We start from the raw sequence: 23,053 nt of genomic DNA on the forward strand, positions 1-23,053 counted from the left end.
ATTGAGTCCATCAAACTCAAAACCCGAATCAAACAGTACACCAATTATGAGAAAGTAGGGATGGAATATGAACTATTTAGAACATCTAGAAAAACATTGTGGCACGTTCGTCAGCGGGTATGATATCCCTCACTTGCTAGAAGATGATGTTCAAATCATCGAACTTGAAGACGAGTCCTCTAAAATCACAAGTATTTCGACATTAGGACTACATTGGCATACACTTCAATTCGAAAATGGTTCGATCGCTCACCAAGAGTTGCTGTTCCGCTTCAATCAACAGCATGTCAAAGATGAGTTTGCTGAATTGATGTTGCAGCTGACCCTTTATGCGATTAGAACGCACAAGGCGTTCGAGTTGGGCGAACTCTACGAACTGCCAGAGGAAGTGATCGAACAATATTCATTTTCTTCGGTCTATGTGACCGCTCCTTTTTACTCAGATGAGTCGTTCCTCACGTATAAAAACAAGGAGCAGAGCGTCCTAATCGTCTGGTTTGTACCGATTTACCCTTCAGAAGAGCTGTTCATCGAAGAACACGGAACCGAACGGTTTGACGAACTCCTATATGAGACGGATCGCGAGCTATTCGATTTGAACCGAAAAGAACTTGTCTAACAAACAACCCCTCATGCGCGCATGAGGGGTTTCTTTACATATAGGGGCCGTTCGCCTGAATGACGAACTGCGAATGTGCGTAATGATAAGTGATGCGTGAGTAGTCGAATGGCTTCCCATTCGTCAGATGAAAGATTGTTTCGATACGAAGCGTCGGATCATCCTCATGCAAACCGAGGTATTCCGCTTCACTTTCAGTCAATCGACCGACCTGTAGATACATGTCAGAAAAACCAATTGTGACACCGAGCGCACTTTGGACGTAATCGAAAATGGAATCTGCCACAATCTCTCGATTCAAGTAAGGGACGATGGCTTTCACATAATACGATTCCTCATGACAAAGCACTTCGCCATCCACATACCTTACCCGTTCGACACGGTATACATCGTCAGTTACGTCAATCCCGAGGTTTTCTGCAACCATCGCGTCTGGCTTCACGACAGACATATCGAGTACATCAGAGGTCAAGATTCGATTTCCAAGGTTACTCTTGAATCCTTGAGTGGAAAAGAGACTCATATAACCGGGACGATTATGGCGTCTGACGAAAATGCCACTACCACGGAGTTGAAAGATGATACCTTTTCGTTCGAGGAGCTCTAAAGCTTTCGTGATCGTACTCTTGCTCACCGCATATTGATTCATCATCTGCTCGAGGACAGGTAATTTATCCCCTTGTTTTAAGTTTTGTTCATGGATGTATTGTTCGATTTCATTTGCGATCTGTTGGTATTTTAACATGGTTATTCCTCACTTTTTCGTCACTGATTCTATTATATCATGAAAAAACAAAATTGTTTTATTGTATCAACCTTGTTTAATTGTACCGGTACAATTATACTTGACGTGTATGATTCATGTGAAGGAGGAATAGAGGATGAAGACGTTACCGAAAAACTTTCTATGGGGAGGCGCACTTGCCGCCCATCAATTCGAGGGTGGTTGGGACGCTGACGGCAAAGGACCGAGTGTCGTCGATGTCTTGACGGCAGGTGCACATGGCGTCGCGCGTCGTATCACGGACAAGGTTGAGCCGAACGAATTCTACCCAAACCATGAGGCAATTGACTTTTATCATCGTTATAAAGAAGATGTAGCTCTTTTCGCCGAGATGGGATTGAACTGTTTACGTACATCGATCGGGTGGAGTCGCATCTTCCCGAACGGCGATGATGCAGAGCCGAACGAGGCGGGTCTTCAGTTTTATGACGACTTGTTCGATGAGCTACTCAAACACGACATCGAACCAATCATCACACTCTCTCATTTTGAGATGCCGCTCCACCTTGCTCGTGAATACGGTGGCTTCCGCAATCGTGAGGTTGTCGAGCATTTCGTCCGTTTCGCCGAGGTCTGCTTCGACCGCTACAAAGACAAGGTCAAATACTGGATGACGTTCAACGAAATCAACAACAAGATGGACGTCAACAACCCGCTCTTCTTATGGACGAATTCAGGCGTCCTCCTAGAAGAAGGCGAGAACGCGCGTGAAGTCATGTATCAGACCGGACACCATGAACTGATTGCGAGCGCCCTCGCTGTCGCCAAAGGGAAAGAAATCAATCCGGACTTTGAAATCGGGGCGATGGTGTCGCATGTCCCGATCTATCCATACTCATCGAACCCGGACGACGTCATGCTCGCCGAAGAGATGATGCGTCAACGGTATTTCTTCCCGGACGTACAAGTACGTGGCTTCTATCCGAGCTACGCCTTGAACGAGTTTGAGCGGGAAGGGTATAACATCCCGATCCTTGAAGGAGACGAAGAGATTTTACAGAACGGGAAGGTCGATTATCTCGGCTTCAGTTACTATATGTCGACGACCGTGAAAAGTGATGTCGTCGCGGACAATCACGGGGATATCGTGAACGGTGGCCTACCGAATGGTGTCGAGAATCCGTACATCCAGTCAAGTGACTGGGGATGGGCGATTGACCCGGTCGGTCTCCGCTATGTGCTCAACCGTTTATATGACCGTTATCAGATTCCGCTCTTCATCGTCGAGAATGGATTCGGTGCGGTCGATGAGATCGTCGACGGAAAGATACATGATGCGGCCCGAATCGATTATTTGAAAGCCCATATCGAACAATTGAAGCAAGCCGTTATTTATGACGGGGTCGACTTGATTGGCTACACGCCTTGGGGCATCATTGATATCGTCTCCTTTACGACAGGGGAGATGAAGAAGCGGTACGGGATGATTTATGTCGACCGTGACAACGAAGGGAACGGATCGATGGAGCGGATGAAGAAAGACTCGTTCGATTGGTATAAGCGTGTCATCGCAACGAATGGGGAAAGTCTGAACAGAGAAATTTGAGAATTTCAGAATTGATTTGTATAATGGCCTTATGAAACCATTACATCATCCATCAATCGATACCATACCGTATACGAAAGTCCTTCACGCACTGAGTGAACCGAACCGATTACGCATCATTCGATGCCTTAGAGAATCTGGTGAAAACAACTGCTCCACTTATTCGCTCGAATTGATGTTGAATAAATCAACGGTGTCCCATCATATCAAAATTTTGAGGGAAGCTGGGCTGATCAAAGGACGCATCGAAGGAAAAGAGCATTACTATTCGCTCCGAAAAGATGAGATTGAACAGAAGTTCCCTGGATTATTAAGTTCTGTGTTCGCCGTAAAAGATGAAGACTTATAAGCATGCGCTTCGAGCGCATGCTTTTTTTATGATCAAAATGCTTGCGAAGTATAACTTACGGTGATACGATACCTTTAGTTTGATGGTTATCGAACTATAAAACAATTTTCTAAGGAGTTTTGAATGATGAAAAACGTATTAGTTATCAACGGACATGAGTACTATGACTTTGCAAAGGGTGAATTGAACAAGACGATGTTCGACGAAATCGTTCAAACACTCGACGGAGCCTACGAAGTGAAAACGACGGTCATCGATGCCGGTTATGATATCAAAGAAGAGCAAGAAAAATATAAATGGGCAGACGTCGTCATCTACCAAACACCAATCTACTGGTTCTCGCTCCCGGCAAAATTCAAAAAATACATGGATGAAGTGTACGAATATGGTGTCTTCTTCGTCGGTGCTGCTGAAGGGTATGGAAAAGGTGGATTGATGAAAGGGAAGAAATATATGTTTTCGACAACATGGAACGCCCCTGTCACAGAATATAACAATGTTGAAGGGTTCTTCGCTGGTAAAGACTTTGAAGATTCAATCGCGCACCTGCACTATGCTCAGCAGTTCATCGGAATGGAACCGTTGAAGAGTTTTGGGGCGCATGACGTGATCGCGAACCCGGACATCACTCTTTATAAGCGTGAACTCCAAGCTCATTTGGAAGATGTGTTCGAAATGACAGCAAATCAGTCGTAAAAGGAGAGAGGTCACATGCTTCGGGAAGAATTAGCAGCGGTGCGGGACCGATTCTTAGGTCGTGCACCTGTCCATGTTAAACAGAGTGTTGCAGAAGCGACAGCGTCATTGATTGAATCAGGAGTCGGTCAAGGGTTACAAGTAGGGGAAAAAGCTCCTGACTTTAAGCTCGTCAACGCTACGGGTGAAAAAGTCACCTTGTCAGAATTATTGCAAGATGGAAAAGTAATTTTGAACTTTTATCGAGGGGGATGGTGCCCCTACTGTAATCTCGAATTGAAGGCGTATGAACGCATTTTGCCGAAAATCAAACAGAAAGGGGCACAACTCGTTGCCATCAGCCCTCAAATGCCAGATGAGTCCTTGTCGACGTCCGAAAAGAACAATCTGACATTTGAAGTGCTCAGTGACCCCAATCAACAGGTGGCAGAATCTTATCGCTTACTCTTCGATTTTCCAGATCACTTGATTCAAACATATGAAACGGACTTTGGACTTAAACTCGCGCATTATAATGGAGACGCGAATCCGTGGCGCCTTCCTGTACCTGCGACTTTTGTCATCGACCAGAATGGTACAATCCAATTTGCCGAGGCGGACCCTGATTATATGGTTCGACCGGATCCGGAGCGAGTGATAGCCTCTTTATAAGAAGATAAGCCAAGGAATTCTCAGAAATAAGAGATTGCTTGGCTTTTTTCGCTATAATGAAGAAAAGTGAGATATAGGAGGGACACATGATGCAAGTAAAGAACTATGGACCAGTCACGGCCGTTAGTGCCAACGTAAAGAACGGTCCATTCGAAATGTCGATGTATGTGTATTACATCGACGGCATGATCATCGATACCGGGACACGGACGATGCTACCGGCTCTCCAGTCGTTTTATAAATCGGTCCCCATCGATCTTGTCAGTATCACACACCCTCACGAAGACCATATCGGCACGGCCGCTTGGCTTGATCAAACGTACAGGGTACCGATCTACATACGTGAATCCGCGGTGGAAATGTGCCGAACGGGGCTAGACATCCCGGATTACCGGGCGCTCTTCTCCGGTGACCCGGAACCGTTTCAACCAATCGCCTATCATGACAATCAAATCACGTCGGAACATCATTCATATGAGGTGATTCACACACCCGGACATGAACCGAATCACGTCGTCTTATTCGATGAGGAGAACGGTCGACTGTTCTCCGGTGATTTGTTCGTCCATCCGTATCCGAAAGTGATGATTCCGGAGGAGTCCGTCCCCGAACAGATCCGCTCGCTCAAACGTGTCCTGAGTCTTGATTTTGAGGAAGTATATTGCCAACACGCCGGGCGTCTCGAACAGGGGAGAGAGCAACTGACCAAAAAGCTCGATTATCTAGAACGCTTGACTGATAACGTGCTATCAAAAACCGCAGCAGGCTATACGATTGACGACATCAATGCCCAGCTCTTTCCCGAACCGTCACCTCTCGTCCAAATCTCAAAGCGAGATTATGATTCGAGACATATGATTTCAAGCATTCTGCGTGAAGTGTACGAACAACTTCGTTGACAGAAGGCGGGGCACCTAGTATTCTAAATACAGGATTAAACGTTTAAACTTTTAAACGGAGTGATGGATATGAAGCAACCAGATGCTACACCTGAGTTATCGTTATCTTTATTTGAAGATGCGATCCCGTTGTTCCAAGTATTGGCCGACGTCAATCGTCAACGTATCATCGTCGAGATCGCCAAACATGAACGCTTGAACGTCAATCAGATTGATGAAAAGATCGAGCTGTCTCGACCGGCCATCTCACATCATCTCAAACTGTTGCGACAAGCGGGCATCGTCTCATCAGAGAAAGTCGGAACAGAGAACTTTTACTTCTTGACGCTCGAGGACGCGGTCGGACTGCTGAAGGCACTGACGCGCGCAATCGAAGACGAATGCATCCTTTGACCTTTCTTTTTGGAAACAAAGAGAAGGGCTTCTTTTCCACTAATTAGTTTAAAAGTTTAAACATATAAACGTTATAAGGAGAATGAATATGAAGCAGAAACAAACGATTGTCATCACAGGAGCGTCAAGCGGAATCGGTCGAGCTACCGTCGAACTGTTCAGCAAACGAGGCTGGCATGTCGCCGCGACGATGCGACAACCTGAAGACCATCAAGAATTGTCGAATTTGAAAGGTGTGTCGCTTTATCAGCTAGATGTGAAGAACGAATCGAGTATTCGTGACGCTTTTGAGCAAATCGTCTCCGATCACGGAACGATCGATGTGTTATTAAACAATGCCGGATATGGAGCAGTCGGGATTTTCGAAGAAGCCTCGCCTGAACAGATTCAGCGGCAATTTGATACGAACGTCTTCGGTGTCATGAACGTGATTCGGGCAGCGCTTCCCTATTTACGTGAACAGCGGAGCGGCCGGATTGTGACCGTGTCTTCAGTCGGTGGCCAAATCACATTCCCAATCTATAGCTTGTATCACAGTTCAAAGTGGGCGATTGAAGGATTCATCGAATCGCTTCAGTTCGAACTGGCACCGTTTAATATTGACATGAAGTTGATTGAACCGGGACCGATTAAGACAGACTTTTATAGCCGTTCCCAAGAACTCGTTCGCGATCAACCTCTTGATGTATATGATGACTATACAGAGGTCGCACTTCATAACACGAACGCAGCTGGTGCGAATGCCGAAGGGCCCGATGTTGTCGCTGAGACGATTTGGCGTGCAGCGAACGACCGGAAGAAACGACTTCGTTATCCATCGGGTAAACAGGCGGGACTACTGATCGCGCTCAAGCGTTTTCTACCGAACCGAGTGTTTTTCTCCATCGTGCGACGTGTTGTGGAGAAGAACTAACAGCAAGTACCTGTTTTGGACTTCATTCGGGTCGGAAAGAATTTTTTATCTCTTTCAATGATGAATATCACACAAATTCACCCGATATAACGGATAAGAGGAGGGATTTGATGAAAAAAATCTTACTGATACTGTCAACGTTCGTTCTCATGATTGGGTTGAGTGTAGCACCAACGGAATCGGTCGATGCAGCGGCGAAACGCTTTAAAAATTGTACGGAGCTGAACAAGGTGTATAAAGGCGGAGTGGCAAAGTCGAAGACGACGAAAAACAAAGGCGGAAAAACTCGGTATACGCCATATGTGAATAAAGCTTTGTATGATGCGAATAAATCGAAAGACCGTGATCAAGACGGGATCGCCTGTGAACGTTAATCACAAGGGATGTGTCGAATCAGCCGCCTTATGAGGGCGGCTTTTTTGTATGGACATAGACAACGATTCGACCGTATGATATTATCAAAAATAATAATATTATCAAATATGATAACATCGAGGTGAAGATAATGAATCAAGATGTTTTAAAAAGTTTGTTGAATCCGATTCGTATGAAAATCTTTCAACATGTTTTGATGAATGAAGGGGTTACGACCGCTGATTTGGCAAAAGCACTTCCAGATGTGCCTCAGGCGAGCCTCTATCGCCATATCAATAAGATGGTACAAGACGAGATCTTATCCGTCGTCAGTGAGAACAAAGTACGCGGGGTGTATGAGAAGGTATATGCGATTCAAAACAACCCGTTGACCAGTATCAATAAGATTGTCGAGGAGGAGGACCGCGAGCAACTGTACATGGTCTGCTATACGTTCACGATGTCACTGCTCATGGATTTCGGGAACTATTTGAAACGCGACTCGATCGATCTCCCGGAAGACAAAGTCGGATTCCGGAGTATCCCGCTCTACCTGTCCGATACTGAAAGTGACCGATTCTTGAGAGGTCTCTATGACTTATTGGAAGATGTGTTGGACAATGAGCCATCCAAAGAACGCACGTTACGAAAGTTCTCGTATGCGTTCATGCCCGTCGAAGAAAAGGAGGAAAAGGATGATGTATAAGCAAGAAGAGGTATTCATTCAAGGAGAATCAACCATCGCAGCTACAATGACGACTCCACACGATGGTCAGTCGCCATTTCCAGCCATCATTCTCATCGGGGGTACGGGTGGATTGGACCGCGACGGGAACGGGACCGGCTTCAAGTCGAATCTGTATAAAGATCTGGCAGAATGGCTGACGACACAAGGTTTCGTCACGTTACGCTTTGACAAACGAGGGGTCGGCAAGAGTGGAGGCAATCGAAATAGTGTCGGTCTGACAGGACTCGTAGATGACGTCGCAACGATTGTCCGTTATCTGAAATCTCGTGACCATGTCTCAGAAGACATCTTGTTGCTCGGTCATAGCGAAGGATGTATCGTTGCGACGCTCGCGGCCGAACGTGAATCCGTTTCCGGTCTCATCCTGTTGTCGGGGGCCGGTGTTGCCTTGAAGACGAGCATGCAGGAACAGGCGCATGCCTTACTCGATGAAGTGAAACGTACGAAAGGAATCAAGGGCAAACTGCTTCGACTTAGCTTGAACGAGAAGTCGGTCATCGGGAAACAACAAAAACTATTCGAACGCGTCACAGCAACGGATCAGGACACGATGCGTATCCAATTGATGAAATTCCCTGCCAAATGGTTACGGGAGCATCTTGCTTTCACGGATGAGTCGCTTCGTGAGCGACTAGTTCAGTTGCACATTCCCACGCTCGCAATGACGGGAGACCGAGACGTTCAAACGGACGCTCATCATCTTGACGAGCTCGACGCACTCCACGCGGAACAGATCGAGGTACAAAAGATTAAGGACATGGACCATATGTTGAAACATTTCGACGGTGAGATGAGTATTTTGGACGTGAAAAAGCAATATCGTTCACAACTCAGGCAGCCGCTCCATCCCGAGCTACAACACCAGCTCCACGAATGGCTCGTACGCCACAATCGGACATCATGACGAAAAAGGACAGCGGAGAAGGTTCCGCTGCCTTTTTTATGTACGTAAGAATCGCTCAACGTGTCCCATCGAGAAATGACGGCTCCACTGAACGAAGTGTCCACCTGGTACGGCAATTAATTGTACAGAGGGATGAAGTTGTCGTTCCGCTCGTTTGACATGATGAAGCGTCCGTTTCGCCTCCTTCAAATCAACACCTGTGAAGTCCGCATAATGAAGTTGCGTCGGCACTTGCACACGTTGTAACAAGTCGGTGAAATCAAGCCCGTCGTAACCGAACAACAAATGTAAGCCACCAGACGACAGACGCGCCGGTCGCTCAAAAGCTGTTCGAACGTTTGCGGTCGGTTCGACCCCGATTCGTCTACAGAACAGCTGGAACCGTTCTTCGGAAAATATAGAGTCACGTGTGCTCACTTGTGCTTCCATCCAGCTCAACAGGCGTCTTGGTGCGTTGTGATACAGTAGTCGCAGTAATGGGAAGGTGAATCCGAAGATACCATATTCACGATAAGGGAGGATGGCGTTTGGTTTATGTCCTTGATCGAGAAGAACCAATCGGCTGACCTGGTCTGGATAATGGACTGCATATGCCAAGGCGATAGCACCCCCCATCGAATGACCAATCAGCCGAACCGATTCAATTTGTCGTGAGATTCGATACGCCTCGACCCAGTCCGCGAGTACTTTCGATGTCGCATAAGTATGTAGTCCCTCACTTTCACCAAAGCCAGGTAAATCTAACAGGTGTACTTCGAAATCGTTATGTAGAGCTTCGACAAATAACTGGCCTTGTGATCCAGTGAATCCCCCACCGGGAAGGAAAAGAACAGGGTCGCCTTGACCGTGAATCGTTGCATGGAATGGTCTCACATCATCTCTCCTCTTTATATAGTCGTCTCCACTCAAGTATAAAGAGGATTGGTCATCAATTGAAGAAAATTCGCCATGTTTCTTCATGTGTACGTTAACAAATACGGGTATAGCATAGTGACAGGTAGCTTGCTGTCATCACGCTTCATGTACGTTCTTACTTGTAAAGGAGGAGTGTTCGGTGAAACTTTCAGGAAAAACGGCAATCGTTACAGGTGCTGGTTCTGGCATGGGGCGAGCCATCGCCAAACTGTTCGCGAATGAAGGTGCACGGGTCGTCGCCTTCGACTTGAATGAAGATTCTGTTCAGGCAGTGGTCGAAGAGATCAAGACGGGAGGTGGAGATGTCGTCGGCATCGCTGGTAACGTAGCGAATCAGTCAGATATCGACCGACTCGTCGATACAGCGAAAAAAACGTTTGGGTCGGTCGACATTCTTGTCAATAATGCAGGAATTATGGACAACTTCATGACCGTCGGTGAAGTGACAGATGAATTATGGGACCGTGTCCTTGCCGTCAACTTGACCGGACCGATGAAACTTTCACGTGCCGCCATTCAAGTGATGGAGAAGCAGGACCGTGGTGGCGTCATCATCAACAACGCCTCGGTCGGAGGATTGTTCGGTACACGAGGTGGTGCAGCGTATGTGGCATCCAAACATGCGTTAATCGGTTTAACGAAAAACATCGCGGCGACACATGGTACGCTCGGCAAGATTCGGGCAAACGCGATTGCACCTGGTGGCGTCAATACGAACATTGGTTCAACGATCACAGCACCAAGCGAAATGGGGATGCGTGCCATTCAAGGTGCCGGGGAAGCACCGATGGGTGAACCAGAACAAATCGCGAAAGTCGCGCTCTTTTTAGCATCGGACGATTCAAGTTTTGTAAATGGAGATGTGCTGAAAGCAGATGGCGGTTGGACGGCAAGATAAACGAAAAGAGCCGAAATCATTCGGCTCTTTTCGTTTGGTATTTTTTTCGATAGGCGAGCGGGGTGATCGAATGATGTGCTTTAAACGTCTGGACGAAGTGACTGACACTAGAGTAGCTCAGACGTTGGGCGATGTCAGCAATCGACTCCGTCGAATCCTCTAACAGGGTTGCGGCCCGGTCCATTCTTTTAAGTTGGACATACGCGAGAGGAGTCGTGTCACCGAATCGTTTAAATAAGCGGCAACATTCACTACGACTCACCTTTCCCGCGGTCGCAATTTGAGCTAACGAAAGTTTGTCTTCAAGTTGTGAATGAACACAGGAAAGCATGTTTCGGAGGCTCTCCAGTTTTTTTGAATGCTTCGTCGACAGACATTCTTGCTGAATCCAATAACGCCAGATGACCGTACATTGTAATGTCGCATCCATCATTGCGAGCGGTCCCTCTGATTCTATATATTGGATGGCACGTTCAATCGTCTGAACTAGGGAGCGTGGTGTCCGTTCCTTCTTTAAGATATGTATGGACTTGTCGAGAGTATCGTATGATTTTACATATCTCTCTGCCATATTGGGATGGAACAACTCATACGGGTCAAATTGAAGTTTTACGATTTGAGACGATTCTTTCATTCGTTGAATCACGTAACTTTGACCGTCTGTGAGCATCAATCCTTCATTAGAATCAAGTTTGATCCATTCTCCATTCACCACCAGATCGACTACTCCGGATTCAATCCATAAAATCGTGAACTGATCGGTTATCGAAAACGTTGAATCACCATGTCTTGTCAGTCTCATACTCTTCAAAGCGCATTTCCCCTCAAATTCGTAACATTTCGATATTTTGTCTCCGATTCAACGGATCAAATACTTTCGTTCTAGTAAAAACGGAGACGATTCCGACAATTCCTTACTATCTAAAAACAGATTGATTGTCGTGTTTCTTCTATATAAGGCTTAAAAGATGAGCCATCCAGTGAATGCGGCATGAACGAGAATAGCAACAGGTACCCCGATCCGGAATTTCGGCTTCAATGTCTTATGTCGGAAGATCCGCATCGCCAAATAAGCCCCGAACGCCCCACCGACCCATGCCATCGTCAGTAACGTACGCTCCGAAATCCGCCAAGCCCCGACGCGAGAACGTCGTTTATCGACAAAAAATGACACAAACGCTAGTAAATTAGTCACAATGTAATATAGCAGTAATAGTTCCAAAGACCAAAACCTCCTTATTTCATACTTTATTATATCTTAAAATGGCTCTGTAAAGCCGTTTTGATGGATTAAAACAATTTTCTGAAACCTCTCATCCTCATGAATTGTTCTGTAAATGAACTGATATCACTCTCATATCGTCCTGTAATCGCTGTGAAATATAGAGGTGTTACAGTAAGGGGGCGTTAGAAAAGGGAGGAATATTCTTATGAAAAAACCACTATTGACACTAACGGCACTCGCTGGCCTTAGTTTAGGAGTCGCTGCTCCAGCTTCGGCAGCATCAACACACACAGTTCAGTCTGGAGATACACTCTATCGTATCGCCGTGAACAACAACGTCTCTGTAAACGACATTAAACAAGCGAACGGCTTAAACTCAAATATGATTTACCCGAACCAAGTCTTGAAACTTGGAAAGGCAGAAGCAAAAGCTTCTACTGCATCTAAAACGTATACAGTTAAATCAGGTGATACACTTTATCGTATCGCATTGAACCACGGGATCTCTGTCAATCAATTGATGACTTGGAACGGTCTTGATTCAGATCTTATTTTCCCAGGACAAGAGTTCGCCGTGAAAGGTGCAGCAGCTGCATCGGTAGCGAATGATGCGAAGACATCAGCACCGAAGACTTCAACATCAACACCTGTTACGAAAACAGCATCGTCTACAACGCAAACCCAAGCTCCGGCTTCAGGTAAGACAATGACTGTTGAAGCAACAGCTTATACACCATACTGTGCTGGATGTTCTGGAATCACAGCGACAGGTATCGACGTTCGTTCGAACCCTAACCAAAAAGTCATCGCGGTCGACCCTTCTGTCATCCCGCTCGGCTCTAAAGTATGGGTTGAAGGATACGGAGAAGCAATCGCTGGAGACACTGGTGGTGCCATCAAAGGTAACAAGATCGACATCTTGATGCCGACACAAGAGCAAGCGCTCAACTTCGGTCGCAAGTCGATCACAATCAAAGTCTTGAACTAATTCAAGCTCATTTAAGACACTGCCATCGGGCGGTGTCTTTTTTGTGTTTATCCTTTCTCCCAAGGATTCTTCACTTTCGTCAAACCTAACCGTTTGGCGAGCGGTTTGATTGTCAATCCATGTAACGTGACAGACGTGACGACGAGCCCGAGGGTGATCGGCAACATCCGCTCCGCATCTTCAATCCCTAGTTCGGCAATCTCTTGGGCGAAGAATGCCGTCACCGTCATGGCGACGATTCCACGAGGGGCAATCCAGCTGATGAGTGCCCGTTCTTTCGTCGTCAAAGGTGATCCAAGTAACGACGTTTGTACTGAGACGGGACGGACGATAAATAAAATTCCAATAATCGATAAGAGGAGCGGCCAATCGAAGACGGCGAGTAAGCTATCTCGCGTCAAACTCGCGGTCAAGATGATGAATACGGTCGAGACGAGCAAGATTGAGATATTCTCTTTAAACTCACGAAGCTGTTTCAAAATATGGAGATGACCATGCTTGGAATTCGCCATCGTCAAGCCCATCGCCGTCACGGCCAACAATCCGACCTCGTGCATGACCCATTCGCTGATGGAGTAGACGAGAAGGACGCCGGAGAAGGTCAACGTCGTCCGTAAATATTCTGGCACTTTCTCATTTCCGAATAGGCGGATGAGTAAATGACCAACCGCAATCCCAAAGGCGACAGCGACGATACAAGACCAAAAGAACGGTAGATGGCTTGCGAGCCCGTCGTTCTGATACAAGATGAATCCGATCCGAACAACGAATAGGCCCATCAGAGCGCCGAGCGGGTCGACGATGATTCCTTCCCACTTCAACACTTTTGAGGGTCGAAGTGATAAGTTCGCTTGCCGTAACAGCGGAATGATCACGGTCGGTCCTGTCACGACAAAGATGGCGCCGAGTGTGAAGGCGGGTAACCAATGAAAATCACCGATAAATATCAATAATAGCGATGTCAGGATGAACGAGATGAATACGCCCACTGTGACGAGACGAAAAATCGGTCTCCTTAAATCATCAATCTCCTTAAATTCGAGACTTAAGCTTCCTTCAAATAAGATGAGGGCCACCGCAATCGAGATGAGGGGACTATAGAGGTCGCCTAATATCTGATCGGGTTCCAACCAACCGAAAATCGGACCGACCAAAATTCCGGCAACGGTCATAATCAAGATGGCCGGGAAGTCAAACCGCCATGCCAATAGCTGTGAAAGTGCACCGATAAGGACAAGTAAGCTGAACCCGATCATCATGTCTTCCATAAACTTCCCCCGTTTCATTACTTCTTCCTATATGTATACCCACATCATGAAAAATATTTGCTAACATTGCTTGATTTCGGGTAAGAATTGAATGAAAGGGAGGGATACGATGGAAGTGACTATCGGACTCATCATCGTCATATTGACATGGCTCATCTTATTACTTAATCTCACGTTCGCCATCACCATCATCTTCTTTGAAAGGCGGGATATCGGTACGACATGGGCGTGGTTACTCGTCCTCTTCTTCCTACCGCTCATCGGCTTCTTCGTCTACATCTTCTTTGGTCGACTGATCAAATCTCAAAACTTTTATGAAGTCGAAGAAGAGAAACGCGAGGCGTACCATCATCATGTCGAAGAACAGCTCGACCAACTCGACCGTACCCTCGCACCGTTCGACCATCCGCTGCTATTGAAATATCGTCGACTTGCTCGTCTGAACCTCGTGTCGACGAATGCACTGATGTCGTTCCACAACGATATCAGTGTCTTGCACGACGGAACGGAAAAATTTGATCAAATGTTTCAAGACATTGAACGAGCGACGAAAGAAGTCAATATTCAATATTACATCATCCAAAATGATGCGCTTGGCCAGTCACTCATTCGTCTGCTAACGGAGAAGGCGAAACAAGGGGTACGTATCCGTCTCCTTTATGATGCTGTCGGGTCGAGGGGACTGAGACATAAACATTTCAAGGACCTACTCGCGCACGGCGGGGAAGTCAAATCCTTCTTCCCCTCAAAACTTGGGATCAACTTCCGTGTGAACAATCGAAATCACCGAAAACTTTGTATCATCGACGGTGGACTCGGCTATATTGGCGGTTTCAACGTCGGGGATGAATATCTCGGAAAAGATGAGCACTTCGGCTATTGGCGCGATGTCCATCTGCGCATCTCTGGCGACGCCGTCAAGGAATTGCTCGAACGGTTCATCTTGGATTGGAATCGCTCAGTCCCGACGAAAACGAAGGCGCAAAAAGACGATTTCATATGGCCGGTGGAAGGAGTCTCACATCACGCTTCCCCGGTTCAAATCGTGACATCGGGACCGAACTCCTCGACGGAGCATCTGAAGAACATGCTCGTCAAAATGATCACGCAGTCGAAGGAATGTATCTACATTCAGACTCCTTACTTTATTCCGGATGCGAGCTTCCTCGATGCCTGCCGAATTGCGCTCATAGCAGGCACAAAAATCAAACTGATGATCCCGAATAAGCCGGACCATATGTTTGTCTACTGGGCGACCTATGCAAATGCGGCAGAACTCGTACGTTACGGGGCAGAGGTGTTTACGTACGAGGAAGGGTTCCTTCATGCGAAGACCCTCGTCATCGACGGAGAAGTCGCCTCGATCGGAACGACGAATATCGATGCCCGAAGCTTCCGCCTCAATTTTGAAATCTCAGCACTCGTCTTTGACCGAGATGTCGCACAATCGGTCATCGATGCATTCGAACGGGACGAGGCCCGTGCGGAGCGGTTGACGATTGAACGATATGAGTCAAGGACCCGTTGGATTCGCTTCAAGGAGAGCGTGTCACGCCTCCTCAGTCCAATTTTATAACGCAAAGCAAAACATCCGGCAGAGGGTTTCCTCATGACCGGATGTTTTTTATCGTTTCTTCAACTGTGTGACAAGACGCTCGAATGACTCATTCACGTCTTTCGGGGCTTCCTTATCTCCATACTCCGCCGCCTCTAGCCATTCAGCGTACAACGTATGGTCCGTGAACTCGATTCGCTGAAGCCAATCAGACACCGTCTCTTCGCGCAGACGTGGTTGAAGTTGCTCGAGCTTCCGACCTGTTTCGAGGAGCTGGATTTGCCGTGGCGAGCGGACGATACGTTTATCTGAAAGCGTTGGGTGGTGAATACTTTTTGGAATCATTCCACCTTCCTGGATATCTTTTCGCTTCTGTAGATAGAAGAACAAACCGACACCAATCAACAAGGTGACAACAAAGATGCCGATGAAAAACAGTGACTCGTTCGAAGCGGTCTCGAGTAGCGTCTCCTGCGATACCGTCTCTGCATCGATGTTCGGATTGTCTGGGACGAGAATGCGGTTCACTCGATCATTCGGGTCGAGTACAATTCCGTCGAACCAGCTACCGATCCATAAGAAGAAAGGGCTGATCCAGGCGATGACATTTCCGAACAACAGCTCTTTGATCGTACGCAGGATGAGAGAAACGGCTAACCCGATTCCCAGACCGAGCACAAGCATCGTCACCATACGTTTATAGTCACGACGATAATATAAGTTTCGTTGCCAAATTAAAAAGATGAACGGAAAGAGCACCATCGCGAGCGGTTGTGTCGCCGGTGGGAACAACCAGTCCGCCACTAGGAACAGGACACTCGCCATCGCGTAACGATCTGTCCAATCCAACGTTCGGATAAACGCATGCACGTATGTGAATACCAAAAGCAAGATGCTCATCTCGTATGAGAAATACAGGGCACCGATACTCATGACCGTCTGCACGATGAGTTGGGTGTTCCGAGGGAGACGAAGCGTCAATAAAAAGAGCAAAGGAAACACATGGCCGATATAAAATGCTGAAAAGACCCACCATAACCATCTCATTGACCTTCACCTCCTAGCCGTAAAATCGATTGATTCCCACTGTACTTGGCGACTTTTCGTTCGAACAACGAACGAGCCAATGGAAAATCGCTCTCTGACAGACAGGCGAACGTCGTCATAATTTTACGGAAATGGACTTCTCCACTTCCAGGCGGTAAATCGTACGTGATCCCGTCTTTCGTAAGTGTCGGGACAATCAGGCCATAACTCGCGTTCTCTTTCTCAAAATCTCGGCATAAGGCCGCAGCTTGTGAGATGAGTCGCTCCATCTGATAGGTGAGGGCACGTCCGTCTTTCGTCAACAAATCGAGGACGATGACATATTCATTCGCTTGTACAGGTTGCTCCGTACGGGCCAGCAGTTCACCTGTCTTCGCATAGGCCGACCAATACAGTTGTCGCATCGGCTGTCCGTGATAAGGTGTTACCGACTGGAACGTTTCCGGGTCACGATAGGCGCTATGGCGGACCATCTCCTCCCCAGGAAGGGTAGGCGGCCGTTTCGGGATTGGGTACGGTGAAAACTCAGGGAATACATATCCGATTCGAGGAAGCGCGTCCTCTTTGTATAAAGAGAACATCCGTAACGGGTCACGAATCTCCATCCCGATTGCCTCAAGACGGATCGGGCCGCGTTTCTTCGCATGGAGCGGGATGGTAAAGTCGACGGTTGCATTCGTCTCAACAAAATTCTCTTGTCGCCAAAACGCGTGACCTTCTGACTCTACCGTCGGATGCAGATAACCAGAGAGGCGGACGACTCCAAGTGGTACTTTTGCGGTAGATACGAGTTTTAACACATAGATGGCGTCATCGTTCGGGAACAGTTTTAGCTCCTCGGTGAGGTCGACATGCACTTGTTCCGCCAACCGAAACATGAAAGCGGGCATGACCAAGGCATAAAGACTGAACCCGATCAACAGGCTTGCAATTAAGACATTCCCATATAGCGCCGTGAAGACCCCGACGACAAACAAGAGCCACATGTATCCGGACTCGAGATAGCGTGGGCTGACTAACTGCATCTTACACCTCTGATGGGACCGGGATGGTCTCGAGTACAGATTTGATGAGTTTCGTCGGCTTCGTTTTTAAGGAAGCCTCGACCGTCAAGACGATGCGGTGTCCTAAGATAGGAAGAGCAAGTGCCCGGATGTCTTCTGGAGAAACGAAGTCCCGTCCTTCCATATAGGCATGTGCCCGAGCTGCCATCGTATAGGCAAGTGTCGCCCTTGGACTTGGACCGACCTCGATATCCCGGTGATGTCGGAGCGATTCCATCAAATCGAGGAGATAGTCCTCCATCGCCTCATGGAACTTCACATCGCGTACCTCTTGTTGCATCTTCAACAGCTCATCACGTTGCAGCGAGAACGGTTCCGTCGACAGATGCTCGTTTCGAATCAAACGACGTTCTGAATCTCGTGACAGGGGAGCAAGTGTCAATTTGAACAGGAATCGATCTAACTGGGCTTGCGGAAGCGGGAATGTCCCTTGCCCGTCGAACGGGTTTTGTGTGGCAATCATAAAGAAAGGCTCCGGTAACCGAAGTGACACTTCCCCGAGCGTCACTTGCCGCTCCTGCATCGCCTCAAGCAAGGCCGATTGTGTTCGTGGTGTTGTGCGGTTAATCTCATCGACAAGAAGGATGGATGTAAAGATTGGACCCGTCCGACGTTCGAACGCCCCCGTCGTCGGGTTGAACAGTTCCATTCCTAAAATATCGCTTGGCAATGTGTCCGGCGTACATTGTACGCGTTGGAACGCCGCTGAGACGGAACTCGCCAGACTACGCGCGAGAGTCGTTTTTCCTGTCCCAGGTCGGTCTTCGAGCAAGACGTGCCCCCCTGACAATAATGCGATCGAGGCAAGCTTGATTGCTTTTGATTGCCCGATGACTTGATCATTTAAATGTGAAACCCATGGATGCACCATTCAAAATCCCCCTATATTTTTCTGATAATTAAGAAAATCATAGCATAATCGACGATTGAGATGTGCGGAAAATCATGAATGAGTACATAATGATGAATCGATAAAAAAGACCAACCGGCGTCAGCCAGTCAGTCATCGTTTTGGAGAATCTAAATATCGTTCAAAATGACGTTCGAGCCATTCTTGGAAGAACGACATGAACGTACAAATCGCCCAGTAAATCAATGCTACGACAATGTAAACCGTCATATAATCAAATTCACGACCTCCGACGATTTTCGCCTTATTGAATATCTCAGGGACGGTGATCATCGCCGCAAGGGAACTTGCTTTGATCAAATCGAGAAAGACGTTCGAGAGCGGGGGGAGGGCAATCCGTGTCGCCTGTGGCAAGATGACTCCTTTGAGCGTCAACCATTTCCCCATCCCGAGCGAGCGGGCCGCCTCGACCTGACCATCATCAACCGCCCGAATCGAGGAGCGGATAATCTCGGCGATATAAGCGGCGGAGTTCAAACTGAATCCGAGAATCGCTGCTGTCAATGCGGCAAATTCGATGCCGATGAAGGGGAACCCCGAATAGAGGATGAACAAGATAATCAGAATGGGCACGCCACGCATGAACGAGATATAAAACGTCGACGGATAGCGAAGGAGGCGCGTTGGAGACAACTTCCCTAACGCTAACAGTAAACCGAGCACAAGACCGAAGAACATGCTCGTGAAAGAAATCCAAAGCGTATTCGGCAATCCTCCTAGCAAATAAGGAAGCGACTCGATAGCTAGGTCTACGTCAAAAATGGCGTCCCATTTGATGTCTGAGAACGTCATAGCGACCTCTTACTTCGTTTCGACGATCGTTGCGTCCACATCAGGCTCTACCGAGACGTCTGCACCGTTATAGAATTGCTCAGATAACTCTTTGACTGTACCGTCTTCGAGCATCTCGCCTAATACACGGTCGATGTTCTCTTGAAGCTCGTCATTTTCCTTATCCATCAAGAAAGCGACTTCTTGTGGATTATAGGCGATATCCGGGTGAATCGTGATATCAAACTCAGGGAAGAAGGCGAGCGCAAGTGTTTGAAGGTAGTAATCGTTCAAGATGACATCCGTACGTCCTGTCGAGACGTCACGCAAGTACTGGTCGTTCGTTGCGTTATCATAGATGACTTCTTCTGCTCCGTATTCACGTGCGACGTCCATGAAGACCGTCGTCGCTTCACCAGCGGCTTTTTTACCTTTCAAATCTTCAAGTGATTCGATGCCAGAAAGGTCACTCTTCCGAACGATCGCTGTTCCGTACGTGTACTTATACGGTTTCGAGAAAGCAAATTTCTCTTTGCGGTCTTCTGTGACCGAGATATCATTTGCTGCGACGTCGATCTGCCCGTTTTGAACACTCGTCAACATGTTGTCAAACGCCATTTCTTTGAACTCAACTTCGAGCTCGAGACGCTTCGCAATCTCTTTCATGAGTTCCACGTCAAAACCTGTCAACGTATCACTCTCTTCTTCACGGAAAGAAGCGGGGTAGAGGGTACCGGCTGTACCGATTGTCAACTTTCCTTCTTCTTGAATTTCTTCCCAACGTGTCGTATCTGCTTGATTCGTGCTATCATCACCACAAGCGGCAAGTGGGATTGCTAAGAATAATGTAGCTGCCAAACCTTTTGTTGTTCGTTTCACTAAAATTCCTCCTTAGATGCTTCATCTGTCTAAAAATAGCATGACTTGTCCAGTCAGGCAACTTTGAAGAATTGAGAAACAGTGTATTCATAACCGATGAAACAATAATTCATAAAAACGCTATCAATTAGATGAAACAGTCTATCAAGCAATTAATACAGTTAGTAAAAATGATAGAGACAGAGTTATGTGGAACAATGAAATAGCTATATGATGGGTTGTCTAAATAAAAATTAAAATAGTAGTTATTTTTTATGTAAAAAGAAAAATGCACATTCGAACAAATATGACTTGAGCTTAGATATCTTATAGGAGGTAAATCACAATGGAATTTAACGTATTGCGAGACGGGAAGACGGTTTTAACGTTTAAAAATGGTGAATTAACGAGGAAAGTCGGATCGCTTCAAACAGTTACCGAAATGCTTACTTTAGGGGATGATTACGGAACTAAATTCGGTGAGTATGATCCAATCCGCCCGGCCATTAAAGATCCATTGGCAATCCGGTTATGCTGCGAAATGTATTTAGGCAGCGTCACATTTACCGGAGACGTCCCTTTGTTCTCGGACGTGATTGAGGAAGAAGACGTTAGACGAAGGAACGAGTGAGTACAGTTATTTATATACGGCAGCATTTACTAAGATTAAGTAGCTGTGATGAGTAGAATACATCAAAAAGGGTGTTCTAAATGAATCAGATTTAAGTACATTTTTTATTAGTTTACATAACATATATTATCAGTAAAAATAAATACTCATCTCATTATCTTAGTATACTTATGATAGTGAGATGAGATAAAAAATTAAGATGAATGTGTATATCGAATTAATGTGACGCCTGGTTCTGGTTCAAATTCAGTGCTCCGCACGAATCCGAGTTTCGTATACAGACGTTTGGCCGGTCCGTTGTGTTTGCCGGTGTGTACGTATACAAGTTGGCCCTTATGAATACTCAACACATGCTCGAGTAACGTCGTTGCCAGTCTCGCCCGAAAATATGTCGGGTCAATACAAAGTTTTGTGATCTCAACCGTCTTCTCGGATGCTTCAACCGTGATAAATCCGATCAACCGCTCCTCGATATACAACCCGTAGCTCGTGCCTGGCAAGTTTTGAATGACATCAATCGTCTCATATCGAGCCGGGATTTCATCAAACCCGAGCAATTCCGCTTCAACGGCATAAGCGTTCCGTTGAATCTCAAGCATCTGCTGCGCCTGTTCGAATTGATGGATCGGGATTTCGTTTAGCTGCATCGTCTCACCCCTCCATTAACGAATAAACTTTCTCGCCTGTTTTCGCTGCGCCCGCTTCAATGCCAAATAAAGTCGATGCGTCCCTTTGAGCGGCGGACCATGCCCGACAAACGTCAGGAGTGGAGATAAATCGATTAGCCGCTCCGCACTCTCGACAGCAACGGATCGATTCCACGTTGCAAGACCAGGGAGCGGGAAAAGTGGACGGACGTCCCCTGCCACTGCAGCCCCGCCTTGTGACTGAAAAGCATCCCCAGCGAGTAATACTCGATTCGCTTCATCATAAAATGCGATTGAACCCGGCGTATGTCCACTTGCTGCAAGTACCTGTAACCCAAACAGCCGCTCCCCGGGATCTAATAGCGTGTCCGGAGTAGAATGGATTGTCGGCAAGGAACCACGAATCTTGTTCTGCTCGTCCTCATCTAATGAACGGTCCCCTGACAACAGACGGGCATCACGCCGGGAGATGAACAGTTCTGCGAGTGGGTGCTCGGCTTTGATTGCGTCCACCCCGCCGACATGGTCTCCATGGGCATGCGTCAACAAAATGGCAAGGAGCGGTTTATCAAGTTCTTCAATATACGCCAGGATGTCTGACGCATTCCGTTTTAGCGCTGTATCAATCAAGACGAGCCCAAGCTCATGTTCGATCAACTGGACGTTAATCGGAAGAACAGGAGCATAAAAGGATAATTGATGGATATGTCCGTATCGTCTCACTTTCATCGGTAGAACCTCCTAATCGAATAAAGTGGTCCAGTCATCTTCTTGCCAATGCGCGTCGAAGCACATATGAATCTGTTCGAGCGTATTACGGGCAAGGGAGAGTTCTGGTAAATGATCGCGTTCAAAGAAGCCGACATCACTCGTCTCCATACCGGCAGCCCCCTCCCCATCGCCGATCAAGGCACACTCGATGAAAAGTTTGTAGTAATGCTCAGAAAGTGGCGGGTGTGGATGTTCATGCATATCGAATAAGGCGAGGAGACGCAATGGGATCACGTCCAAGCTAGCCTCTTCCTCCACTTCTTTGATGATATTCGAAGCAGGAGAACGGTTCACTTCACAGAAGCCGCCTGGTAATGTCCACAATCCGTCTGACCGCTCCTTGACGAGTAAAAGCCGGTCTCCTTTGAAGACGACACCCCTTACGTCGAGCTTCGGTGTCGGATAGCCTTGGACATGGACCAATTGTGAGATGGCCTCGTTCGATAAGTCTGAATGCCGTTCAAACATCTCCTTTGCGATTTCTTGGAGCTCTTCATATCGTTCTCGGTCATATTGATCACGTGTGAACGTCAGACCGGCCTGAGACAGCGCCTGAATCCGTTTCGCCCACGTTAGCCATTGAGACATATAGATCCCCCTATCATTTGTCCTACATGTTTCTTTCGTCAAATCCATCCGTTCTTCCTTT

At 47.1% G+C, this 23,053-nt stretch carries 28 protein-coding genes; 15 read left to right on the forward strand and 13 right to left on the reverse strand.

Annotated elements, in window-relative coordinates; genetic code table 11:
- Window positions 1-67: 67 nt before the first annotated feature.
- Window positions 68-619 carry a suppressor of fused domain protein gene (locus KNO75_RS03880; protein WP_214819902.1) on the forward strand — a complete coding sequence of 184 codons (552 nt, stop codon included), beginning with the start codon at window positions 68-70 and terminating at the stop codon, window positions 617-619.
- A gap of 34 nt (window positions 620-653) precedes the next feature.
- On the opposite strand, the gene KNO75_RS03885 is transcribed toward KNO75_RS03880, so the two are convergent.
- Entirely contained in the window at window positions 654-1,364 is a 711-nt protein-coding gene (locus KNO75_RS03885) for a GntR family transcriptional regulator (protein ID WP_214819904.1), read from the reverse strand.
- Between the two features lie 136 nt (window positions 1,365-1,500).
- On the opposite strand from KNO75_RS03885, the gene bglA reads away from it, so the two are divergent.
- From bglA to KNO75_RS03935, 10 genes are all read left to right on the forward strand, one after another.
- Window positions 1,501-2,949 (forward strand): 6-phospho-beta-glucosidase, encoded by a 1,449-nt coding sequence (gene bglA, locus KNO75_RS03890; RefSeq protein WP_214819906.1) that lies wholly within the window; start codon window positions 1,501-1,503, stop codon window positions 2,947-2,949.
- Window positions 2,950-2,980: 31 nt separating this feature from the next.
- Window positions 2,981-3,298, forward strand: coding sequence for an ArsR/SmtB family transcription factor (locus tag KNO75_RS03895; RefSeq protein WP_214749121.1), 318 nt, complete (start codon window positions 2,981-2,983; stop codon window positions 3,296-3,298).
- Between the two features lie 126 nt (window positions 3,299-3,424).
- Window positions 3,425-3,994, forward strand: coding sequence for an NAD(P)H-dependent oxidoreductase (locus KNO75_RS03900; protein ID WP_214819908.1), 570 nt, complete (start codon window positions 3,425-3,427; stop codon window positions 3,992-3,994).
- A gap of 15 nt (window positions 3,995-4,009) precedes the next feature.
- Window positions 4,010-4,645 (forward strand): peroxiredoxin-like family protein, encoded by a 636-nt coding sequence (locus tag KNO75_RS03905; RefSeq protein ID WP_214819910.1) that lies wholly within the window; start codon window positions 4,010-4,012, stop codon window positions 4,643-4,645.
- An 89-nt stretch (window positions 4,646-4,734) separates the two neighbouring features.
- Window positions 4,735-5,544, forward strand: coding sequence for an MBL fold metallo-hydrolase (locus KNO75_RS03910; protein ID WP_251126036.1), 810 nt, complete (start codon window positions 4,735-4,737; stop codon window positions 5,542-5,544).
- 69 nt (window positions 5,545-5,613) lie between these two features.
- Window positions 5,614-5,937: an ArsR/SmtB family transcription factor gene (locus KNO75_RS03915; protein ID WP_214788098.1), complete on the forward strand. Its 324-nt coding sequence runs from the start codon at window positions 5,614-5,616 to the stop codon at window positions 5,935-5,937.
- A gap of 88 nt (window positions 5,938-6,025) precedes the next feature.
- Window positions 6,026-6,850 (forward strand): SDR family oxidoreductase, encoded by an 825-nt coding sequence (locus tag KNO75_RS03920; protein WP_214819914.1) that lies wholly within the window; start codon window positions 6,026-6,028, stop codon window positions 6,848-6,850.
- Between the two features lie 149 nt (window positions 6,851-6,999).
- Entirely contained in the window at window positions 7,000-7,224 is a 225-nt protein-coding gene (locus KNO75_RS03925; RefSeq protein WP_251126114.1) for an excalibur calcium-binding domain-containing protein, read from the forward strand.
- Between the two features lie 131 nt (window positions 7,225-7,355).
- Window positions 7,356-7,910: a helix-turn-helix domain-containing protein gene (locus tag KNO75_RS03930; protein WP_214819916.1), complete on the forward strand. Its 555-nt coding sequence runs from the start codon at window positions 7,356-7,358 to the stop codon at window positions 7,908-7,910.
- A complete protein-coding gene (locus tag KNO75_RS03935) occupies window positions 7,903-8,856 on the forward strand; it encodes an alpha/beta hydrolase (protein WP_214819918.1) in 954 nt (317 codons plus the stop codon). Before KNO75_RS03930 ends, KNO75_RS03935 begins: the two co-directional genes overlap by 8 nt.
- 36 nt (window positions 8,857-8,892) lie before the next feature.
- On the opposite strand, the gene KNO75_RS03940 is transcribed toward KNO75_RS03935, so the two are convergent.
- A complete protein-coding gene (locus tag KNO75_RS03940) occupies window positions 8,893-9,729 on the reverse strand; it encodes an alpha/beta hydrolase (RefSeq protein WP_214819920.1) in 837 nt (278 codons plus the stop codon).
- A 181-nt stretch (window positions 9,730-9,910) separates the two neighbouring features.
- Between KNO75_RS03940 and KNO75_RS03945 the strand changes: the two genes are divergently transcribed.
- A complete protein-coding gene (locus KNO75_RS03945; RefSeq protein ID WP_214819922.1) occupies window positions 9,911-10,669 on the forward strand; it encodes a glucose 1-dehydrogenase in 759 nt (252 codons plus the stop codon).
- A gap of 16 nt (window positions 10,670-10,685) precedes the next feature.
- Here KNO75_RS03945 and KNO75_RS03950 read toward each other — a convergent pair whose 3' ends face one another.
- Both KNO75_RS03950 and KNO75_RS03955 read right to left on the reverse strand, forming a co-directional pair.
- Window positions 10,686-11,471 carry a helix-turn-helix transcriptional regulator gene (locus tag KNO75_RS03950; RefSeq protein WP_251126116.1) on the reverse strand — a complete coding sequence of 262 codons (786 nt, stop codon included), beginning with the start codon at window positions 11,469-11,471 and terminating at the stop codon, window positions 10,686-10,688.
- Window positions 11,472-11,630: 159 nt separating this feature from the next.
- The gene (locus tag KNO75_RS03955; RefSeq protein WP_214794990.1) at window positions 11,631-11,891 is read right to left on the reverse strand and encodes a DUF1294 domain-containing protein; all 261 of its coding nucleotides are present in this window, start codon (window positions 11,889-11,891) and stop codon (window positions 11,631-11,633) included.
- Window positions 11,892-12,099: 208 nt separating this feature from the next.
- Between KNO75_RS03955 and KNO75_RS03960 the strand changes: the two genes are divergently transcribed.
- On the forward strand, window positions 12,100-12,882 hold the full coding sequence (locus KNO75_RS03960; protein ID WP_214749086.1) for a LysM peptidoglycan-binding and 3D domain-containing protein: 783 nt from the start codon (window positions 12,100-12,102) through the stop codon (window positions 12,880-12,882).
- A gap of 47 nt (window positions 12,883-12,929) precedes the next feature.
- On the opposite strand, the gene KNO75_RS03965 is transcribed toward KNO75_RS03960, so the two are convergent.
- A complete protein-coding gene (locus KNO75_RS03965) occupies window positions 12,930-14,150 on the reverse strand; it encodes a cation:proton antiporter (RefSeq protein ID WP_214819926.1) in 1,221 nt (406 codons plus the stop codon).
- A gap of 109 nt (window positions 14,151-14,259) precedes the next feature.
- Between KNO75_RS03965 and cls the strand changes: the two genes are divergently transcribed.
- Window positions 14,260-15,726, forward strand: a complete 1,467-nt coding sequence (gene cls, locus KNO75_RS03970) for a cardiolipin synthase (protein WP_214819928.1) — start codon at window positions 14,260-14,262, stop codon at window positions 15,724-15,726.
- Window positions 15,727-15,774: 48 nt separating this feature from the next.
- On the opposite strand, the gene KNO75_RS03975 is transcribed toward cls, so the two are convergent.
- The 5 genes from KNO75_RS03975 to KNO75_RS03995 form a co-directional block, all read right to left on the reverse strand.
- On the reverse strand, window positions 15,775-16,752 hold the full coding sequence (locus KNO75_RS03975) for a hypothetical protein (RefSeq protein ID WP_214817616.1): 978 nt from the start codon (window positions 16,750-16,752) through the stop codon (window positions 15,775-15,777).
- Window positions 16,749-17,777 (reverse strand): DUF58 domain-containing protein, encoded by a 1,029-nt coding sequence (locus tag KNO75_RS03980; protein ID WP_214819929.1) that lies wholly within the window; start codon window positions 17,775-17,777, stop codon window positions 16,749-16,751. The genes KNO75_RS03975 and KNO75_RS03980 overlap by 4 nt, the downstream gene beginning before the upstream one ends.
- A gap of 1 nt (window position 17,778) precedes the next feature.
- Window positions 17,779-18,687, reverse strand: a complete 909-nt coding sequence (locus KNO75_RS03985; RefSeq protein WP_214819931.1) for an AAA family ATPase — start codon at window positions 18,685-18,687, stop codon at window positions 17,779-17,781.
- Between the two features lie 132 nt (window positions 18,688-18,819).
- Window positions 18,820-19,518, reverse strand: coding sequence for an amino acid ABC transporter permease (locus tag KNO75_RS03990; protein ID WP_214788057.1), 699 nt, complete (start codon window positions 19,516-19,518; stop codon window positions 18,820-18,822).
- Window positions 19,519-19,527: 9 nt separating this feature from the next.
- Complete coding sequence (locus tag KNO75_RS03995; protein WP_214817622.1) at window positions 19,528-20,376, reverse strand: transporter substrate-binding domain-containing protein; 849 nt, start codon at window positions 20,374-20,376, stop codon at window positions 19,528-19,530.
- Between the two features lie 325 nt (window positions 20,377-20,701).
- Here KNO75_RS03995 and KNO75_RS04000 point away from each other — a divergent pair, with 325 nt between their 5' ends.
- Entirely contained in the window at window positions 20,702-20,986 is a 285-nt protein-coding gene (locus tag KNO75_RS04000; protein ID WP_214819933.1) for a hypothetical protein, read from the forward strand.
- 194 nt (window positions 20,987-21,180) lie between these two features.
- Here the strand turns inward: KNO75_RS04000 and KNO75_RS04005 are convergent, their stop codons facing one another.
- Genes KNO75_RS04005 through KNO75_RS04015 form a run of 3 tightly spaced genes read right to left on the reverse strand, consistent with a single transcriptional unit; the run spans window position 21,181 to window position 22,992 of the window.
- Window positions 21,181-21,633 carry a GNAT family N-acetyltransferase gene (locus tag KNO75_RS04005; RefSeq protein ID WP_214788048.1) on the reverse strand — a complete coding sequence of 151 codons (453 nt, stop codon included), beginning with the start codon at window positions 21,631-21,633 and terminating at the stop codon, window positions 21,181-21,183.
- Window positions 21,634-21,648: 15 nt separating this feature from the next.
- Complete coding sequence (locus KNO75_RS04010; RefSeq protein WP_214794974.1) at window positions 21,649-22,362, reverse strand: MBL fold metallo-hydrolase; 714 nt, start codon at window positions 22,360-22,362, stop codon at window positions 21,649-21,651.
- Window positions 22,363-22,374: 12 nt separating this feature from the next.
- Window positions 22,375-22,992, reverse strand: a complete 618-nt coding sequence (locus KNO75_RS04015) for an NUDIX hydrolase (RefSeq protein ID WP_214788042.1) — start codon at window positions 22,990-22,992, stop codon at window positions 22,375-22,377.
- Between the last annotated feature and the right edge of the window lie 61 nt (window positions 22,993-23,053).

The sequence above is a fragment of the Exiguobacterium sp. s35 genome (assembly GCF_018617535.1).
In the GTDB taxonomy this organism is placed as follows: domain Bacteria; phylum Bacillota; class Bacilli; order Exiguobacteriales; family Exiguobacteriaceae; genus Exiguobacterium; species Exiguobacterium aestuarii.

Bases quoted from the DNA above. Each gene is read 5' to 3' on its own strand.
- KNO75_RS03975 (WP_214817616.1), bottom strand. From the start codon at position 16,752: ATGAGATGGTTATGGTGGGTCTTTTCAGCATTTTATATCGGCCATGTG.
- KNO75_RS03900 (WP_214819908.1), top strand. From the start codon at position 3,425: ATGAAAAACGTATTAGTTATCAACGGACATGAGTACTATGACTTTGCA.
- KNO75_RS04010 (WP_214794974.1), bottom strand. From the start codon at position 22,362: ATGAAAGTGAGACGATACGGACATATCCATCAATTATCCTTTTATGCT.
- KNO75_RS04005 (WP_214788048.1), bottom strand. From the start codon at position 21,633: ATGCAGCTAAACGAAATCCCGATCCATCAATTCGAACAGGCGCAGCAG.
- cls (WP_214819928.1), top strand. From the start codon at position 14,260: ATGGAAGTGACTATCGGACTCATCATCGTCATATTGACATGGCTCATC.
- bglA (WP_214819906.1), top strand. From the start codon at position 1,501: ATGAAGACGTTACCGAAAAACTTTCTATGGGGAGGCGCACTTGCCGCC.
- KNO75_RS03920 (WP_214819914.1), top strand. From the start codon at position 6,026: ATGAAGCAGAAACAAACGATTGTCATCACAGGAGCGTCAAGCGGAATC.
- KNO75_RS03980 (WP_214819929.1), bottom strand. From the start codon at position 17,777: ATGCAGTTAGTCAGCCCACGCTATCTCGAGTCCGGATACATGTGGCTC.
- KNO75_RS03935 (WP_214819918.1), top strand. From the start codon at position 7,903: ATGTATAAGCAAGAAGAGGTATTCATTCAAGGAGAATCAACCATCGCA.
- KNO75_RS03990 (WP_214788057.1), bottom strand. From the start codon at position 19,518: ATGACGTTCTCAGACATCAAATGGGACGCCATTTTTGACGTAGACCTA.
- KNO75_RS03985 (WP_214819931.1), bottom strand. From the start codon at position 18,687: ATGGTGCATCCATGGGTTTCACATTTAAATGATCAAGTCATCGGGCAA.
- KNO75_RS04000 (WP_214819933.1), top strand. From the start codon at position 20,702: ATGGAATTTAACGTATTGCGAGACGGGAAGACGGTTTTAACGTTTAAA.
- KNO75_RS03905 (WP_214819910.1), top strand. From the start codon at position 4,010: ATGCTTCGGGAAGAATTAGCAGCGGTGCGGGACCGATTCTTAGGTCGT.
- KNO75_RS03880 (WP_214819902.1), top strand. From the start codon at position 68: ATGAACTATTTAGAACATCTAGAAAAACATTGTGGCACGTTCGTCAGC.
- KNO75_RS03915 (WP_214788098.1), top strand. From the start codon at position 5,614: ATGAAGCAACCAGATGCTACACCTGAGTTATCGTTATCTTTATTTGAA.
- KNO75_RS03930 (WP_214819916.1), top strand. From the start codon at position 7,356: ATGAATCAAGATGTTTTAAAAAGTTTGTTGAATCCGATTCGTATGAAA.
- KNO75_RS03950 (WP_251126116.1), bottom strand. From the start codon at position 11,471: ATGAGACTGACAAGACATGGTGATTCAACGTTTTCGATAACCGATCAG.
- KNO75_RS03885 (WP_214819904.1), bottom strand. From the start codon at position 1,364: ATGTTAAAATACCAACAGATCGCAAATGAAATCGAACAATACATCCAT.
- KNO75_RS04015 (WP_214788042.1), bottom strand. From the start codon at position 22,992: ATGTCTCAATGGCTAACGTGGGCGAAACGGATTCAGGCGCTGTCTCAG.
- KNO75_RS03925 (WP_251126114.1), top strand. From the start codon at position 7,000: ATGATTGGGTTGAGTGTAGCACCAACGGAATCGGTCGATGCAGCGGCG.
- KNO75_RS03960 (WP_214749086.1), top strand. From the start codon at position 12,100: ATGAAAAAACCACTATTGACACTAACGGCACTCGCTGGCCTTAGTTTA.
- KNO75_RS03965 (WP_214819926.1), bottom strand. From the start codon at position 14,150: ATGGAAGACATGATGATCGGGTTCAGCTTACTTGTCCTTATCGGTGCA.
- KNO75_RS03895 (WP_214749121.1), top strand. From the start codon at position 2,981: ATGAAACCATTACATCATCCATCAATCGATACCATACCGTATACGAAA.
- KNO75_RS03910 (WP_251126036.1), top strand. From the start codon at position 4,735: ATGCAAGTAAAGAACTATGGACCAGTCACGGCCGTTAGTGCCAACGTA.